Source organism: Cupriavidus sp. H18C2 (assembly GCF_049393795.1).
Taxonomy (GTDB): domain Bacteria; phylum Pseudomonadota; class Gammaproteobacteria; order Burkholderiales; family Burkholderiaceae; genus Cupriavidus; species Cupriavidus pauculus_C.
Window position 1 is genome coordinate 1,448,196 of sequence record NZ_CP186011.1, and the last position, 15,018, is coordinate 1,463,213.

Here is a 15,018-nt window from a genome sequence, read left to right on the forward strand (position 1 = left end):
ATACGTTGCTGACGCCGCGGGATCAGGATCCGCCGTGACTGACCTGCATGGCCACCGGCTGCGCCGCGCCGGCCTGGGGCGACGCGCTGCCGATGACCGACGCCGAGCACTTGTGGTCGATCAGCAGCACGGCGACCACGGCGATGACGGCCGGCACGGCCATCGCCGCGAAGTTCTGCTGGTGGGACAGCGACATGCCCACCAGGACGCCGATCACGATCGGCGCCAGGATCGCACCGCTTCTGCCAACGCCCGACGCCCAGCCGATGCCCGTGCCACGCACGGCCGCTGGATAGAACTGCCCCGCGTAGGCATAGGTCACGATCTGCGTGCCGATGGTCGAGGCACCGGCCAGCGCTACCACCACGAACAGGGCGCCGGTCGGCATCCGATAGCCGAGCAGCGTGATCGAAACCGCCGCCAGCACGTACATGCCCACCAGCACGTGCTTGATGTTGAAGCGGTCGGCCAGCCAGCCGCCGCCAATCGCGCCGGCCATCGCGCCGAAGTTCAGCACCAGCACGAACGTCAGCGCCGATCCCAGGCTGTAGCCCGCGCCGGCCATCAGCTTGGTCAGCCACGAACTCAGCGCATAGACCATGAACAGGCACATGAAGAACGCAACCCAGAGCATCACGGTGCTGAAGCCGCGGCCGTCGCGGAACAACATGCGGATGGGGGCGCTGGAGGCGTCGGCCTGCGGCAGGTCGAAGCGGTCGGTGGCCTGCGGGCGGTACGTGGGCGCCATGCGGGCCAGCACGGCGCGCAGCGTATCGAGCCGGTTGCGGCGGATCAGGAACGGCAGCGACTCCGGCATCCGCCTGAGTACGGCCGGAATGATCAGCACCGGCGCGCCCGCCGCCAGGAAGACCGACTGCCAGCCGTAGGTCTCGATCAGCGACTTGCCCATCAGCGCGGCCAGCATGCCGCCCACCGAGTAGCCGCTGAACATCAGCGTGACCATCGTGCCGCGCAGGCGGCGCGGCGAGAACTCGGTCATCTGCGCCACCACGTTCGGCATCACGCCGCCAATGCCCAGTCCGGCCAGAAAGCGCGTCACGCTGAAGGCGACCGGGTCGCGGGTCATGCCCGCGGCGGCCGTGAAGATGCTGAACAGCGCAATGCAGATGGCAATGGCGCGTGGCCGGCCAATGCGGTCGGCCACGGTGCCCATGATGACCGCGCCGAACATCATGCCGAACAGCGCGGCGCTGACCATGAAGCCGGCGCGCGTGGCGTCGACGCCCATGTCCTTCATGATCGATGGCAGCGCGATGCCGACCACGGCCAGATCGTAGCCGTCGAAGATGATGATCAGCGCGCACCAGAACAGCACGCCGGCATGAAAGCGGTTGAAGCGCGCGTCGTCCGCGAGCTGGTGGACGTCGACATGACGCATGGCTTGTCTCCTCGTTGATGGAATGGTGCGCGGTATCCCCCGCGTTGTCCTACCCGTTGTCGCCGCCGGCCACGGGCAGCACGGCGCCCGTGATGTAGCTGGCTTCGTCGGACGCCAGGAACAGGATCGGTGCGACCTGTTCGTCCAGCGTGCCGTAGCGCCCGAAGAACGTGGAGCCGGTGACCTGCGTCACCGCCTCGGCCATCCAGGCGCGTTCCTGCGCGCTGTCGCCGGCCGCATTGCGCGGCACGCGGCGCGGCGGTGCCTGCGTACCGCCCGGCGCGGCGGCCACCACGCGGATGTTGTGCGGCCCGTACTCCATGGCCAGCGCCTGGGTCATCGCATTGACGCCGCCCTTGGCGGCCGAGTACGGCACGCGCCGGATGCCGCGCGTGGCATTCGACGAGATGTTGACGATGGTGCCGCCACCCTGCGCCAGCATGCGCGGCAGCACGGCGTGGCAGGCGTACAGCGTCGGCATCAGCGAACGGCGGATCTCCGCGTCGATCTGCGCCGGTTCGAATTCGGCGAACGGCCGCATGCGGATGGCACCGCCGACGCCGTTGACGAGGATGTCGATGCGGCCGAACGTCTCCGCTGCGCAGGCCATTGCGGCGGCGGCGCCCGCATAGGTTTCCATGTCGGCAACGAAGCCGGCGGCCCCGTGTACCTCGGCCGCGACCTCGCCGACAAACTCGGCGCGATCCACCAGCAGGACTTGCGCGCCCTCGGCCGCAGCGCGCAGCGCCACGCCGCGCCCGATGCCCTGCGCGGCACCGGTGACGACCATCACCTTGCCCGCGAAGCGTCCGGCACTCATGCCGCCACCGCCACGGCATTGGGCGTGAACTTCTCGTAGTGGAAGCTGTTGGGCTTCACGCCGTTGTCATCGAAATGCTTGCGCACGGCGTCCACCATCGGCGGCGGCCCGCACAGGTACACGTCCACGTTGCCGTCGTGCAGGCAGGCGGGCGGCAAGTGCTGCGTGACCCAGCCCTTGCACGGGTGGCACGACGCGTCGTCGGCCACCACGGTGGTGTACGTGAAGTTCGGCAGCCGCGCGGCGTAGGCTTCGATCGCGCCGACCTGCACCAGATCGAGATCGCGCGTCACGCCGTAGATCAGGTGCACCTTCTGGTCGGACGCCGCGCGCACCAGCACTTCGAGCATCGACAGGAACGGCGCCAGCCCGGTGCCGCCGGCCAGGAACAGCAGCGGGCGCTCCACGGCGCGCAGGTAGAAGCTGCCGAGCGGGCCGGTCAGGTTGACCTTGTGCCCGGGCCGCGCGGTCTCCAGCCAGGTGCTCATGACGCCGCCGGGAATCTTCTTGATCAGGAAGCTGATACGCGACGCACCGGGCGCGGACGAGAACGAGTACGAGCGATGCTGGCCGCTGCCCGGCACGTCGATGTTGACGTACTGGCCTGCCAGGAAGACCGGCGGGATGCTATCGACGTCGAGTTCGAGCACCACGGCGGCGTCGTTGTGCGGCACCACGCTGGCCACCGTCGCGGCAAACTGGCTCTGCTCGGTCTTGCACACCGCCGACGACGCCGGCACCGCGATCACGCAGTCGCTCTCGGGCACCATCTGGCAGGTCAGCACGAGGCCGCTGGCCTTCTCGTCGTCACTGAGCGCGTCCTCGATGTAGTCGTCGCCAAGGTCGTAACGGCCGCTTTCGGCGCGGCACTTGCACGTGCCGCAGACGCCGTCGGAGCAATCCATCGGCAGGTTGATCCGGGCGCGGAACGCGGCGTCCAGTACCTTTTCACCGGCCCGGCACTCGACAAAGCGAGTCACGCCGTCTTCGAAGTTCAATGCAATGTTGTAGCTGGACATGTTGCCTCCTGCGTCCGTTTGCAATCCGCTGCGTGGCCTCAGACGTGGTAGACGTCGAGCACCTGGCGGATGTAGTCGTTCTTGAGCAAGATCTTCTTGGCCGCGATGAGCAGGCGGCCTTCCACCTTGCGGAACGTGAGGAATACCGTGCCGAAGAACTGGTCGGTCACCTTGTAGCGATGGCTGAGCGTGTGGAAGTTGTAGCGGACGTCCACCTCGTCATCGCGTTCGGCCAGTACCTCGACGTTGGCGATGTAGTGGCTCGTGCGCGGCTCGGGCATCGACGCGCTGCTGCGCTCGGTCCGGATGCGGAACACGCGGTCTTCCAGGCCGCCGCGATCGGCGTAGTACATCAGGGATATCTCGCGCTGCGGGTCTTCGGTGGGCTGGTCGTCGTCGTCCCAGGCCGGCATCCAGTAGGTGACGTCATCGGCGTAGCAGGCCAGCCATTCGTCCCACTGGCGGTCATCCAGGAAACGCGCCTCGCGGTAGAGCGCCTGGCAGATGGATGGATGGTCGAAGCTCATGCCAATGCCTCCGCCTGTTCCTTGCGCAGCGCGGCGCGCATGACTTGCCGCCAGTATTCGTGCTGGACCACGAACAAGCCTTCGTCCTCGCTGCGCTCGCCCGAGATCACCGGCTTCAGGCCCATGCCCTGCGCGTTGGCGTCGGGGCCGTGGATCCACAGCGGCGCGCCGCGCGACATGTCGTTCCACATCGACGTCGAGCCCGCGTAGCCGGCCTGGCAGGCGCGGAATTCTTCGAGATCGTCGCTGGTGCCCATGCCGGACACGTTGAAGAAGTCCTCGTACTGGCGGATGCGGATGGCACGGCTCTCGGCGCTTTCACCCTTCGGCGCAAAGCAGAAGATGCTGACTTCGGTCTTGTCGACGCTGATCGGACGCACCACGCGGATCTGGGTGCTGAACTGGTCCATCAGGAACACATTCGGGTACAGGCAGAGATTGCGCGTCTGGTTGACGATGTAGTTCGCCTGGTCGGGGCCGACGCGTGCCGCAATCTCGTCGCGATGCTGGTACACCGGGCGCACCTCGGGGTTCATCGTCCGCGTCCAGAGCAGGATGTGGCCGTGCTCGAAGCCGTAGACGCCGGCCGTCGACCTGCTCCAGCCGTTGGCGTCGACGGCCTTGGTGCCTTCCACCTTGCGGCGGCCCATCGTCGCGGCATAGTTCCAGTGCACGGTGCTGACGTGGTAGCCGTCGCAGCCGTTTTCCATCTGCATCTTCCAGTTGCCGTCGTAGATGTAGGACGAATTGCCGCGCAGCACTTCCAGCCCCTCGGGCGCCTGCGCCACGATCTGGTCGATGATGACGCGCGTCTCGCCCAGGTACTCTTCCAGCGGCATCACGTCGTCGCTGAGGCTGCCAAACAGGAAGCCACGGTAGTTCTCGAAGCGGGCCACCTTGCGCAGGTCATGCGAGCCGTGCTGGTTGAACTGCACCGGATACTCGGTGGTCTTCTCGTCCTTCACCTTCAGCAGTTTGCCGGCGTTGGAAAACGTCCAGCCGTGGAACGGGCACGTGAAGCTGCCCTTGTTGCCATGCTTGCGGCGGCACAGCATCGCGCCCTTGTGCGCGCAGGCGTTGATCACGGCGTGCAGGGCGCCGGTCTTGTCGCGCGTGATGACGATCGGCTGGCGGCCGATCCACGTGGTGTAGTAGTCGTTGTTGTTCGGCACCTGGCTCTCGTGCGCCAGGTAGACCCAGTTGCGCTCGAAGATGTGCTTCATTTCGAGCTCGTACAGGTCGGCGTTGGTGAAGATGTCGCGGCGGCAGCGGAAGATGCCGTTCTCCGGGTCGTCCTGGACCGCGTTGCGCAGCAGGTCGTCGAGCTGTTGTGCCTTGTCAAGGTTTGCGGGCATGAGTCGTCTCCCCGATGCCGGCGGGCGTGGCGCCCATGGCATCGGTCCATGTGGTTTGCGAGGAAGGGGGGCGGCCTGGCAGTCAGGCCGCGGGTACGGCGCCGGGTGGGCTCAGGCGGCCACGGCGGCGGTGGTCGCGGCAGCGCGCGGACGGTTCACGCGCTGGTTGTCCTGGCCTTGCACCAGCGGCGTCAGCGCGATATCGAACCGGATTTCCTTGTACGCGTCGGCCTTCAGGCCCAGCGCGGTGCCACCGGTCTTCTCCACCACGTGCGGCACCAGTTCCTCGCGCGTGGCGTAGGCAAAGTCGTCCCAGATCAGCGGGTCGCCTTCGATGTTGATCTGCGTGGTCAGCTTGCGCGTCTTGTCGCTGGTAACGAAGAAGTGCACGTGCGCGGGACGGTTGCCGTGGCGGCCCAGTGCGTCGAGCAGTTGCTGCGTGGCGCCCTGCGGCGGGCAGCCATAGCCCACCGGCATCAGCGTGCGGAACTCGTACTGGCCGTCGGCACCTGTCTTCACGGCGCCGCGCAGGTTGAAGTCGTCCTGCGCGCCAGTCGGGTCGAAGTGCGAGTAGAAGCCCTTGGAGTTGGCGTGCCAGCACTCCACCACCGCGCCGGCCAACGGCTTGCCGTCCGGCCCCGTGACCGTGCCGCGGATGACCAGCGGGCCGGCATCGGCGTCGGGGTTGATATCGATCCGGGAGACGCCGTCGCGCACCGGCGCGCCGGCGACGTAGAGCGGGCCTTCGATCGTGCGCGGCGTGCCGCCGTGGATGTCGGCCTCGCGGTCGGCGGCGTCCATGCGGATGTCGAGATACTTCTCCAGCCCCACCCCGGCGGCCAGCAGCGCCGCTTCGCCGTCCTGGCCGAGCTTGTTGAAGTAATGCACGCCGGCCCAGATTTCGTCGGGCGTCATGTCGAGGTCGTCGATGGCCTTGAAGAGGTCGCTCAGCAGACGGTGAGCAATCTGCTTGGTGCGCGCGCTGCCGGCGTCATTGCCCAGGTTGGCGGCGGCCTTCAGCAGGTCCTGAACTTCTTTCGTGTCGAACACCTTGGCACTCATGTCTGCTCCTAACGCTCTGTCATTTTTGTGGGGTTAACCCTCATTCCAGGTCGGTCTGAATCAACTTGGAAGGTATAATCGCGCCCCGAAAACCGGGGTTGAAAGCAGAATAGAGGCGGCAAACCAGCCAGTCCAACACCGTTTTAGTATCGGGCTATATCCTGGAGGTATTGTATGGAGTTGCGTCACCTGCGCTATTTCGTGGCCGTCGCGGAAGAACGCAACTTCACGCGCGCGGCCCAGCGGCTGCATATTGCGCAGCCGCCACTGAGCCGTCAGATCCAGCAACTGGAAGAAGAACTGGGCGTGCAACTGTTCGAGCGCAACGCCCGGCCGCTCAAGCTGACCGAGACCGGCAAGTTCTTTTATTCCCACGCGGTGCACCTGCTGGCGCAGACCAGCGAACTGGAATCGATGACGCGGCGCGTGGGCAATATCGAGCGCAGCCTGTCGGTCGGCTTTGTCGGCTCCACGCTCTACGGCATGCTGCCCAAGATCATCCGGCGGTTCCGCGACGAGAACAAGTCGGTCGAACTGAGCCTGCACGAGATGTCGACGATGGACCAGATCCGCGCGCTCAAGGACGGCCGCATCGACGTGGGCTTCGGCCGCATCCGCCACGAGGACGCCAACATCCGCCGCGTGATCCTGCGCGAGGAAAAGATGATCGTTGCGCTGCCCATCGGCCATCCGCTGTCCACGGCAAAGCCGGTCCTGTCGCTGCGCGACCTGATCCACGAGACGCTGATCGTCTTTCCCAAGGCGCCCCGCCCCAGCTACGCCGACCAGGTCCTGTCGGCATTCCAGGAACGCGCGCTGACCCCGCGCCGCATCTACGAAGTGCGCGAACTGCAGATCGCGCTGGGACTGGTGGCGGCCGGCGAAGGCATCTCGGTGGTGCCGAGCAGCGTCTACGGCCTGAAGCGCGATGACGTGAGCTACATGGAACTGGACGACCCCACGCTCACGTCGCCCATCATCATGAGCATGCGCGCGATGGACGAATCGCGCGACATCAAGGAAATGCTGGAACTGATCTACCGGCTCTACGAGGAAGAAAAGATCCCGTATGTGCCGCGTACGGATCGCGGGGGGTAGGGGTGGGGTGGGTTGGGGAGTGCGGGTCGCGAATGCGGCGCCGCGCCGGACGCTGTGGTCCTAACGAACAACCTCCGGCTTTCCCGTCACCCGCATCGACGGCAGCCACACGCCCGGCCCGGGCGCCCGGATTACGGTGCCGTGCACGGTCACTTGCCGGCCGGTCAGCGCGCGGGCGTCAGCCAGCGGCACGCCGACCAGTTCCCAACTGTCGTGTGCGGGCGTCTCCAGCATGACCGTCGGGAACGGCTCGTTGCCCTTGATACGGATTTGGCCGACGAGGGCTGTCTGGCCCTGCGGCGTCGTTGCCGCGGCACACGCCGCGAGCGTCAGGGCGATGAGGCCCGATAGTGCGAATCTCTGCATGGTGTCTGACGAAAAGACGGGGCGGATTGCGCCGCCCCGTTGGTCTTACTGGATCACGACCGACAGCGTCGATTGTGCCGGCACCTTGACCGTCTCGCTATAGGTACCCGACACGGCCTTGCGCACCACCGGCAGGCTGGCGTACGGCTGCAGCGTGGCCGGCACCGACTGCGTCAGCGTGCGCAGCGGCAGGTACAGTTGCGGCTCGATGACCGGCAGCGTGAAGCCACCTTCGGCACGCGCCGGAAAGCCAAAGCCGGTGGGGCTCGGGGACTTCATCAGCGCACCCGACGTCGCGGCGAAGCGGCGCAGTTGCTCGCCCAGGCTCGACGTCGGCACGGTCGCCCGGATCGACGCATCGAGCACCGCCACCGAATCGGTGCTGCTCACGTTGGACAGCAGGTGCTTGTAGAAGCCCAGGCCGAGCTGGCGATCCAGGAAGCCGCCGAGCGAGCCCGACACCGAATAGCTGTCGCACGACGGACCAAAGGCATCCCAGGTCAGCAGGCTGCAGTTGTACGAACCCGCCTTGTAGCCCACGTAGTTCGGGAAGCGCACGTCGCGGATGGCGTTGTACGTCGGATCGATCGACTGGCTCGCGAAATCCTCCATCATCATCGCGCTGGCTTCTTCCAGCCAGGTATCGAAGGCATACGACGGGCCCTTCACCACCGCGCGGCGATAGAAGTTCTGCATGTGCATGCCTTCATGCGCCATCGTCAGCAGCATGGACTGCATGCCGTCTGCGCCGCCGCGATACAGCGTCTCCGAATCCAGGTACAGCGACACCGACTCGTTGCTGTACGGGTTCGTGCTCGGGTCCATCTTGATCGCGTTGCGTGCGAAGAAGTAGCCGACCATTCCGAACGGCGTGGCGTTGTTGTCGAAGTTCAGAATCACGATGTCGATGGGCTGCGGCACCGAGCCGTCGACCAGGTCGCCGTAGGCGTGCGGGCCCCAGACCGGGCCGCCGGTCTGCTTGAGCATGTCGTAGATCTTGCCGCCCGGGACGAAGCCGGCGTAGAGCTGGTTGACGATGGTCGGGCTGACCTTGGCGACGTCGTTCTCGCTGTCCTCCACCCAGAAGTTCACCACCGTGCCGTCGGACGTGGTATCGGTGCGGACCAGCGTCGTGCTGCGCGAGGAATTGTCCTCGTGGTAGAAGTTGCGGGGCGAACCCACGACATAGCCCGCTGCGCGCAGCGGCGACGAGGCGCCGAACGACGAACGGTTCGGTGCGGTACCGCGCGGGCCGGCAAGCGCCACCCAGCCATCGCGGTTGAAGTCGGCAATCCGTCGCTTGGTGGCGTTGACGCCGTTATCCCACTGGATGGCGCTGGCGGCAATCGTCGGCATGTACGACGAAGTCAGCGCGATCGTGGGCATGGTCTGGGGCACGCCGGTCTGGTTGGTGAACACCAGCGTCACGTCCTGGCCCGTCAGGCCAGCGATGCTGATCGGCATGTCCACCGCGGCGGCCGTGGCGTTCGGGTTCTGCCAGACGCCCACGCCGCTGCCGGCATAGGTATTGGCGTCGACGGCGGCGCAGCCGGAGCACGCCGGCGTGACGACGCTGACCGGCTTGGCGACCGGTTCGGCCGGCGCTGCGGTGACCGGTTCGGCCGGCGTTGCGGTGACCGGGGTGCCCGGTGCAGTGGTGGCCGTGGTAGCCGACGTCTGTGTCGCGGCCTCCCCGCCGTCCCCACCGCCTCCGCAGGCGGCCAGAACTGCCGAAGTCAGCAATGCCAGAGCAAGTGACCCCGGGAAGGACAGCGGGCGCTGAGTGCGCTGCATGGAAATTTCTCCTTGTTGGATGGGCCGCGTCTATCAATGCGCGGCTCTCCTATATCGGCAAAAAATCCAAAAATGTCACCCTCCGTTTGGGGGTTGTTTCCCGCCCGATCCCCCGCTAGCCATTGTTGCGCGCCGTACAACATAGTGAAGGCCGCCACGGCCCTACTGCCTGCCGCGCCCCCTGCCTAGAATCCGTTGCACCGATGGTTGCGCAAGCCGCGCGACGGTCGAGGAGGATGTCCGTGCGACCAAGCGGACCCGCGCCAGCCGCCCAGCGGCCTACCCACCCAAAGACAGGAACTGATCATGAGCGAAACAACCCGCAATCTGCAGCCGGTGACCGCCAACCTTGGCAAGGAGGGTTCCGGCGAACTCGTGCCTTCCCGCTACGCGGTACGGATCGGAGACGTCGACGTGGTGCTGATCAGCGACGGCATCCTGCCGCTGCCGACCTCGACCATGTCCACCAATGTGAGCCCTGAAGACCGCAACGAGTGGTTCGACGGCCGCTTCCTGCGCCGCGACATGTTCGACTGGGCGCTCAACATCGCGCTGGTCCGCAGCGGCGACCGCCTGATCCTGATCGATTCGGGCGTGGGCGACGGCTTCGAGTACTTCACGCGCGCCGGCCGCTCGGTGATGCGGCTGGAATCGGCCGGCATCGACCTGGGCGCGATCACCGATATCGTGATCACGCACATGCACATGGACCACGTCGGCGGGCTGAACGTCGAGGGGGTCAAGGCCAAGCTGCGCCCCGACGTGCGGATCCACGTGGCCGGTGCGGAGGTGGAGTTCTGGAAGAACCCGGACTTCAGCAAGACCGTGATGCCGGAGACCGTGCCGCCCGCGCTGCGCAAGGCCGCTGCCCGCTTTGTGGAGCTGTACAGCAAGAACATCGTGCAGTTCGACCGCACTGTGCAGGTGGCGCCGGGCGTGTCGGCGCGCGTGACGGGCGGCCATACGCCAGGGCATTGCGTCGTGGACGTGGCCTCGGGCGGCGAGAAGCTGACGTTCGTGGGCGATGCGATCTTCGAGGTGGGCTTCGACAATCCCGCATGGCAGAACGGTTTCGAGCACGAGCCGGAGCTGGCTGTCGACGTGCGGATCGGCCTGCTCAACGAAGCCGCGGAAACGGGTTCCCTGCTGGCGGCGGCACATATCGCGTTCCCGTCCATCGGCCATATCGCGAAGAACGGCAACGGCTTCCGCTTCGTGCCGGTGCAGTGGGATTACTGATCGGGGGGCGCGCGCCGACGGCCGCCAATCCTGACCGCTGAAGCGAATGCCGCGATTTCAACACTCGCGGCATTTCGCATTTTCAGCGCCCGCACCAACGGTTGCCAATTCGCACGCTGCTGACCCGCCCGCCGTCAACACCACCACACGCCGCCGCGTTCTCCGATCGCAAGTTGCGATCACAGCCAAGGAGGCCGCATGAAGATCACCGTTATCGGCGCGGGTGCCGTGGGATGTTTCTATGGCGCCATGCTGGCCAGGGCGGGGCATCCCGTGACGCTGGTCGGCCGGCCGGTACATGTCGACAGCGTGACGCGCCATGGCCTGCGGTTCGAATCGCCGGCGATGGACACGTACATCGCCGTCGCCGCGGACACGCGCGTGCAGGCGGCCGAGGACGCCGACCTCGTGCTCGTCTGCGTGAAGTCTGCCGACACGGTCGACGCCGCGCGGCAGTTGCGCCCGTTCCTGAAAGCCGATGCCGCAGTGCTGTCGCTTCAGAACGGCATCGACAACGCGGCGATGCTGGAAGGCGCGCTAGGCCGGCCGGTCATCGCGGCCGCCGTCTACGTGGCGTGCGAGATGGCCGGCCCCGGCCATCTCAGGCGCCACGGACGCGGCGACCTTGTGATCGGCGATTCGCCGCAAAGCGCCGACATCGCCCGGATGCTGGGCGCGGCCGGCGTACCGACCGTGGTGTCCGCCGACGTGCGGGTGCCGCTCTGGGACAAGCTTGTGCTCAACTGCGCGTACAACGCGCTCTCGGGCATCGCCAACCTCCCCTATGGCGAGATCCGCAACGTCGAGGCGGCCGAGGAGACGATGAAGCAACTGATCGCCGAATGCCTGGCCGTGGCGTGCGCCGAGCGCGTCGGCATCGACCTCGACGTCGAGCGCCAGTTCGAGCGCATCCGCCATACGATCCCTGCCGGCCAGTATTCGTCGATGGCGCAGGACCTGGCCCGCGCTCGTCCCACGGAGATTGACTACCTGAATGGCGCCATCGTGCGACGCGGCTTGGCGCACGGCATCGCCACGCCGGTGAACCAGGCGCTGATGACGCTGGTGCAGCTTCTGGAGCGCCGGCCGGCGGCCCGGGGCAGTTGAGCGCGCGTCGTCACCCCTTGTCGCGCAACACCGTGCGGAAGCCGATATGTGAAGCGGGCAAGTCCGCTTCCTGCTGCTCGCGCGACGACGCGCGGTAGCGTACGCAATAGTCGGACGAGCAAAGGAACGAGCCGCCCTTGATAACCATCGGCGTGTTGCCGGCCGCACCATGGGGCCGATTGGCGGGGGCAATGGCGGCGGTGTCGCCGTTGGCATGGCCCTGGTGCTCGCCACGGTAGACGTCGCGCGTCCATTCCCACGCGTTGCCGATCATGTCGAACAGCCGGTAGTCGCTGGCCGCGTAGCAGCCCACGGGCGAGCGCCCGACGTGCCCATCCTCGTTCGTGTTCATCAGCGGGAACGCGCCCTGCCAGTAGTTGGCGGATGGCTTGCCGGCCGGATCGCGCGGCGCGGTGTCAAGCGTGGCGTCCTCGTGCCCGGCCTTGCCGGCGTACTCCCATTCGGCTTCTGTCGGCAGGTCGCGGCCGAGCCATTGCGCATAGGCCAGCGCGTCGCGTTGCGTGACCAGCGTGACCGGATGGTTGGCGCGGCCGCGCAGGTCGCTGGCCGGCCCGTCCGGATGTCGCCACGATGCGCCCTTGACCCACGACCACCACGCCAGCGGCCGGGCATCCAGTTCGGCCTGCGTCGGCGAGTGGAACACGGCGGCGCCCTGCTGCCGCTCGGCATCGGTTACATAGTTCGTGGCCTGCACGAACGCGGCGAACTGTGCGTTGGTGACCTCCGTCTGGTCGATCCAGAAACCGGCCACGCGCGTGCGGCCGCTGCCGGCCGGGCGTTCGTCGGGATAGCCATGACGGGTGCCGAGCACGAAATCGCCGCCGCTCAGGTGCACCATGCCGGCGCGGGCATCGGCGCCCCAACCATCTGGCAGGCCGCTGTATTGCACGCATTGCCGCCCGCTGCCCAGCGGCGCCGCCGGCCTGCCGGTGTTGCTGCCGTCCAGCCCGCCGGACGGTAACGCGGCATCGCGCGGGCCGTGGGCGGCGCGCGATGCATAGACGCCGGACACGGCCGCAAACGCCACGCCGAACGCCACTGCGACGACCGCCACCTTCGCGGCGCCCCGTAGCTTTGCAGAAGCTGCCATGACGCGACGCATCGATCAGTAGTAGCCCTTGGGCCGCACCGGCTCCACGCCGCCCACGCCCTGCATGTACGTCTTCCACTGTGCGATCAGGCTGTCCAGCACCGTCGCGTTGCTGGCGGAGACGTCGTGGTTCTCGCTGCGGTCGGTGGCCAGGTCGAACAGCTCCCAATGGCCGTCGGCCTGGCCGAACTGCGCGGGCTCGGTCCACAGCGCCTTCCACCGGCCATCGGCGCTGCGGATCTGCGCCCGGCCGTACGACTCTTCGCCAAACGCGGTGGTGCGCACCTCGCCCGTCGCCTCGCCACGCAGCACCGGCAGCAGCGATTGCCCGGTGATCGGCCAGACGTTGCGGCCGTTGTAGACCACCTTGCCCCGGTTCCGGTCCGTGCCGGTTGCCGGATCGATGCTGGGCGCGGCGGCGGTGGATGGCAGCGCGATGCCGGCCACGGCCAGGAACGTTGCCGTGTTGTCGGTCACGTGCGTGAAGGCGCGCAGCGTGGGCTGCTGCTGCGTCTGCCCCGGCAGTTTCACGATCGCCGGCGTGGAGATGCCGCCTTCGCCCATGTACCCCTTGGTCTGGCGGAACGGCGTGGCGCTGACCTCGGCCCAGCGCAGCCCGTACTGCAGGCGCCGCGCGGCCTGCAGGCCGTTGTCGGTGCCCAGCGTCGAGTACACGGGCTCGGCGGCGTTGGCGGTGTCGGTGGCGGTCGGGTCGCCATTGGTGATCGGCCATCCCTCCGCGCCGTTGTCGGACTGGAACATGATGAACGTGTTGTCGTACTCGCCGATGTCCTTCAGGTGCTGGACCAGCAGGCCGATGTTGTAGTCGAGGTTTTCGACCATGCCCGCGTAGATCTCCATGTAGCGCGCCTGCGCCTTGCGTTCGTCCGCGCCCAGGCTGGCCCATGCCTTGTCCACCAGGCCGGGGCCGTAGTCGGTATAGCCCTGCGCCGGGCCGTTCAGCGCGTTGATGTATTTGGCGCCGGCCGTGCCGTTGGCGGCCGTGCCCGCCGGCGCAACCAGTGCCTCGGGCTGGCCCGCATACGGATTGAAGTCGGCGGGGATGATGCCGAGCGCCTTCTGACGCGCGATACGCGCGTTGCGGACGGCGTCATAGCCCGCGTCGTACCGGCCCTTGTACTTGCTCAGCCAGGGCTCCGGCACCTGCAGCGGCCAGTGCGGCGACGTGTACGCGGCATACGCAAAGAACGGCTTGCCATCGGCCTTGTTGGCGTCGATGTACTCGATCAGCTTCTGCGTATAGAAGTTGGTCGAGTAGAACAGCGCGGGCGATCCGCCGGCGCCGCCGGGCTGCCCCGGCTGGCCCGGCTGCACGTACTTGCCGTTCTCGGTGTAGTTGCGCGATCCGGCGGCCTCGTGTCCGAAGTGGTTCGACGCCGCGCCGCCCAGCAGCGCGTAGCTGCGCTCGAAACCCCACTGGTCAGGCGTCTTGCCGCTGGTGGCGGCCGCCCCGGCGATGCCGGAACCGAGATGCCACTTGCCGGCCATGTACGTGTGGTAGCCAGCGTCCTGCAGCAGCTGGGCCACGGACAGCGCGCTGTCGTTGAGATAGCCTTCGTAGCCGGGCAGGCCTTTGCGTTCGTCGTTCGGCGCGCCCATCGTGCCTTCGCCGACGAGGTGGTGGTCGGTGCCGGAGATCAGCATCGACCGCGTGATCGCGCAGACCGTGCCGGTGTGGTGATTGGTCAGGATGCGGCCGGACGCCACCAGTGCGTCCAGGTTCGGCGTGTCGATCTCGCCGCCGAACGCGCGGATATCGGAATAGCCGAGGTCGTCGGCCATGATGTACAGGATGTTCGGACGCTTCTGCACGGTACCCGTGCCCGGCGACGTCGCGGTGTTGCCGGTGGAGGCCACCGGGGTACCGCCGTCGGACCCGCAGGCCACCAGCGAAACGAGCGCGGCGGCCACCGCGCCGGCCAGGCCGATGCGCAAGACAGGAGCGGCGCGCCGGGGCGCAGCCGTGGAACGGGCACGACGAACGGACGGGGAAGCGTTACGTGTTGGCATTGTTGTCTGGCGCTACCGTGAAAGGAGCTGGCCATGCTATGGCTGCGCCGCGCCAAATCCAAACAACGTTTCCGCATGCCGTTCTGCGGA

General features: G+C 67.1%; 13 protein-coding genes. 3 read left to right on the top strand and 10 right to left on the bottom strand.

Annotated elements, in window-relative coordinates:
• Positions 1 to 22: 22 nt before the first annotated feature.
• The 6 genes from EPAKOI_RS23070 to catA all read right to left on the bottom strand — a co-directional run bounded on the left by EPAKOI_RS23070 (position 23) and on the right by catA (position 6,182).
• Positions 23 to 1,399, bottom strand: a complete 1,377-nt coding sequence (locus EPAKOI_RS23070) for an MFS transporter (RefSeq protein WP_423193815.1) — start codon at positions 1,397 to 1,399, stop codon at positions 23 to 25.
• 49 nt (positions 1,400 to 1,448) lie between these two features.
• Positions 1,449 to 2,219: a benzoate diol dehydrogenase BenD gene (benD, locus tag EPAKOI_RS23075; protein ID WP_423193816.1), complete on the bottom strand. Its 771-nt coding sequence runs from the start codon at positions 2,217 to 2,219 to the stop codon at positions 1,449 to 1,451.
• Positions 2,216 to 3,238, bottom strand: a complete 1,023-nt coding sequence (benC, locus tag EPAKOI_RS23080; protein ID WP_124686013.1) for a benzoate 1,2-dioxygenase electron transfer component BenC — start codon at positions 3,236 to 3,238, stop codon at positions 2,216 to 2,218. Before benC ends, benD begins: the two co-directional genes overlap by 4 nt.
• Before the next feature lie 38 nt (positions 3,239 to 3,276).
• Entirely contained in the window at positions 3,277 to 3,765 is a 489-nt protein-coding gene (gene benB, locus EPAKOI_RS23085) for a benzoate 1,2-dioxygenase small subunit (RefSeq protein WP_313838646.1), read from the bottom strand.
• The gene (locus tag EPAKOI_RS23090; RefSeq protein ID WP_423193817.1) at positions 3,762 to 5,120 is read right to left on the bottom strand and encodes a Rieske 2Fe-2S domain-containing protein; all 1,359 of its coding nucleotides are present in this window, start codon (positions 5,118 to 5,120) and stop codon (positions 3,762 to 3,764) included. Before EPAKOI_RS23090 ends, benB begins: the two co-directional genes overlap by 4 nt.
• Before the next feature lie 111 nt (positions 5,121 to 5,231).
• On the bottom strand, positions 5,232 to 6,182 hold the full coding sequence (catA, locus tag EPAKOI_RS23095) for a catechol 1,2-dioxygenase (RefSeq protein ID WP_423193818.1): 951 nt from the start codon (positions 6,180 to 6,182) through the stop codon (positions 5,232 to 5,234).
• A 174-nt stretch (positions 6,183 to 6,356) separates the two neighbouring features.
• On the opposite strand from catA, the gene EPAKOI_RS23100 reads away from it, so the two are divergent.
• Entirely contained in the window at positions 6,357 to 7,280 is a 924-nt protein-coding gene (locus EPAKOI_RS23100; RefSeq protein WP_124686009.1) for a LysR family transcriptional regulator, read from the top strand.
• A 60-nt stretch (positions 7,281 to 7,340) separates the two neighbouring features.
• On the opposite strand, the gene EPAKOI_RS23105 is transcribed toward EPAKOI_RS23100, so the two are convergent.
• Together EPAKOI_RS23105 and EPAKOI_RS23110 are read right to left on the bottom strand one after the other, a co-directional pair.
• Complete coding sequence (locus EPAKOI_RS23105; protein WP_423193819.1) at positions 7,341 to 7,646, bottom strand: hypothetical protein; 306 nt, start codon at positions 7,644 to 7,646, stop codon at positions 7,341 to 7,343.
• A gap of 45 nt (positions 7,647 to 7,691) precedes the next feature.
• Positions 7,692 to 9,440 (bottom strand): M30 family zinc metallopeptidase, encoded by a 1,749-nt coding sequence (locus tag EPAKOI_RS23110; protein ID WP_423193820.1) that lies wholly within the window; start codon positions 9,438 to 9,440, stop codon positions 7,692 to 7,694.
• 306 nt (positions 9,441 to 9,746) lie between these two features.
• Here EPAKOI_RS23110 and EPAKOI_RS23115 point away from each other — a divergent pair, with 306 nt between their 5' ends.
• Entirely contained in the window at positions 9,747 to 10,679 is a 933-nt protein-coding gene (locus tag EPAKOI_RS23115) for an MBL fold metallo-hydrolase (protein WP_124686006.1), read from the top strand.
• A 198-nt stretch (positions 10,680 to 10,877) separates the two neighbouring features.
• Positions 10,878 to 11,786: a ketopantoate reductase family protein gene (locus tag EPAKOI_RS23120; RefSeq protein WP_423193821.1), complete on the top strand. Its 909-nt coding sequence runs from the start codon at positions 10,878 to 10,880 to the stop codon at positions 11,784 to 11,786.
• Positions 11,787 to 11,796: 10 nt separating this feature from the next.
• Here EPAKOI_RS23120 and EPAKOI_RS23125 read toward each other — a convergent pair whose 3' ends face one another.
• Both EPAKOI_RS23125 and EPAKOI_RS23130 read right to left on the bottom strand, forming a co-directional pair.
• Complete coding sequence (locus EPAKOI_RS23125; RefSeq protein WP_423193822.1) at positions 11,797 to 12,897, bottom strand: formylglycine-generating enzyme family protein; 1,101 nt, start codon at positions 12,895 to 12,897, stop codon at positions 11,797 to 11,799.
• A gap of 15 nt (positions 12,898 to 12,912) precedes the next feature.
• The gene (locus EPAKOI_RS23130) at positions 12,913 to 14,928 is read right to left on the bottom strand and encodes an arylsulfatase (RefSeq protein ID WP_423193823.1); all 2,016 of its coding nucleotides are present in this window, start codon (positions 14,926 to 14,928) and stop codon (positions 12,913 to 12,915) included.
• Positions 14,929 to 15,018: the final 90 nt, after the last annotated feature.

Bases quoted from the DNA above. Each gene is read 5' to 3' on its own strand.
- EPAKOI_RS23070 (WP_423193815.1), bottom strand. From the start codon at position 1,399: ATGCGTCATGTCGACGTCCACCAGCTCGCGGACGACGCGCGCTTCAAC.
- EPAKOI_RS23105 (WP_423193819.1), bottom strand. From the start codon at position 7,646: ATGCAGAGATTCGCACTATCGGGCCTCATCGCCCTGACGCTCGCGGCG.
- EPAKOI_RS23125 (WP_423193822.1), bottom strand. From the start codon at position 12,897: ATGGCAGCTTCTGCAAAGCTACGGGGCGCCGCGAAGGTGGCGGTCGTC.
- benC (WP_124686013.1), bottom strand. From the start codon at position 3,238: ATGTCCAGCTACAACATTGCATTGAACTTCGAAGACGGCGTGACTCGC.
- benB (WP_313838646.1), bottom strand. From the start codon at position 3,765: ATGAGCTTCGACCATCCATCCATCTGCCAGGCGCTCTACCGCGAGGCG.
- catA (WP_423193818.1), bottom strand. From the start codon at position 6,182: ATGAGTGCCAAGGTGTTCGACACGAAAGAAGTTCAGGACCTGCTGAAG.
- EPAKOI_RS23100 (WP_124686009.1), top strand. From the start codon at position 6,357: ATGGAGTTGCGTCACCTGCGCTATTTCGTGGCCGTCGCGGAAGAACGC.
- EPAKOI_RS23115 (WP_124686006.1), top strand. From the start codon at position 9,747: ATGAGCGAAACAACCCGCAATCTGCAGCCGGTGACCGCCAACCTTGGC.
- EPAKOI_RS23120 (WP_423193821.1), top strand. From the start codon at position 10,878: ATGAAGATCACCGTTATCGGCGCGGGTGCCGTGGGATGTTTCTATGGC.
- EPAKOI_RS23130 (WP_423193823.1), bottom strand. From the start codon at position 14,928: ATGCCAACACGTAACGCTTCCCCGTCCGTTCGTCGTGCCCGTTCCACG.
- benD (WP_423193816.1), bottom strand. From the start codon at position 2,219: ATGAGTGCCGGACGCTTCGCGGGCAAGGTGATGGTCGTCACCGGTGCC.
- EPAKOI_RS23090 (WP_423193817.1), bottom strand. From the start codon at position 5,120: ATGCCCGCAAACCTTGACAAGGCACAACAGCTCGACGACCTGCTGCGC.
- EPAKOI_RS23110 (WP_423193820.1), bottom strand. From the start codon at position 9,440: ATGCAGCGCACTCAGCGCCCGCTGTCCTTCCCGGGGTCACTTGCTCTG.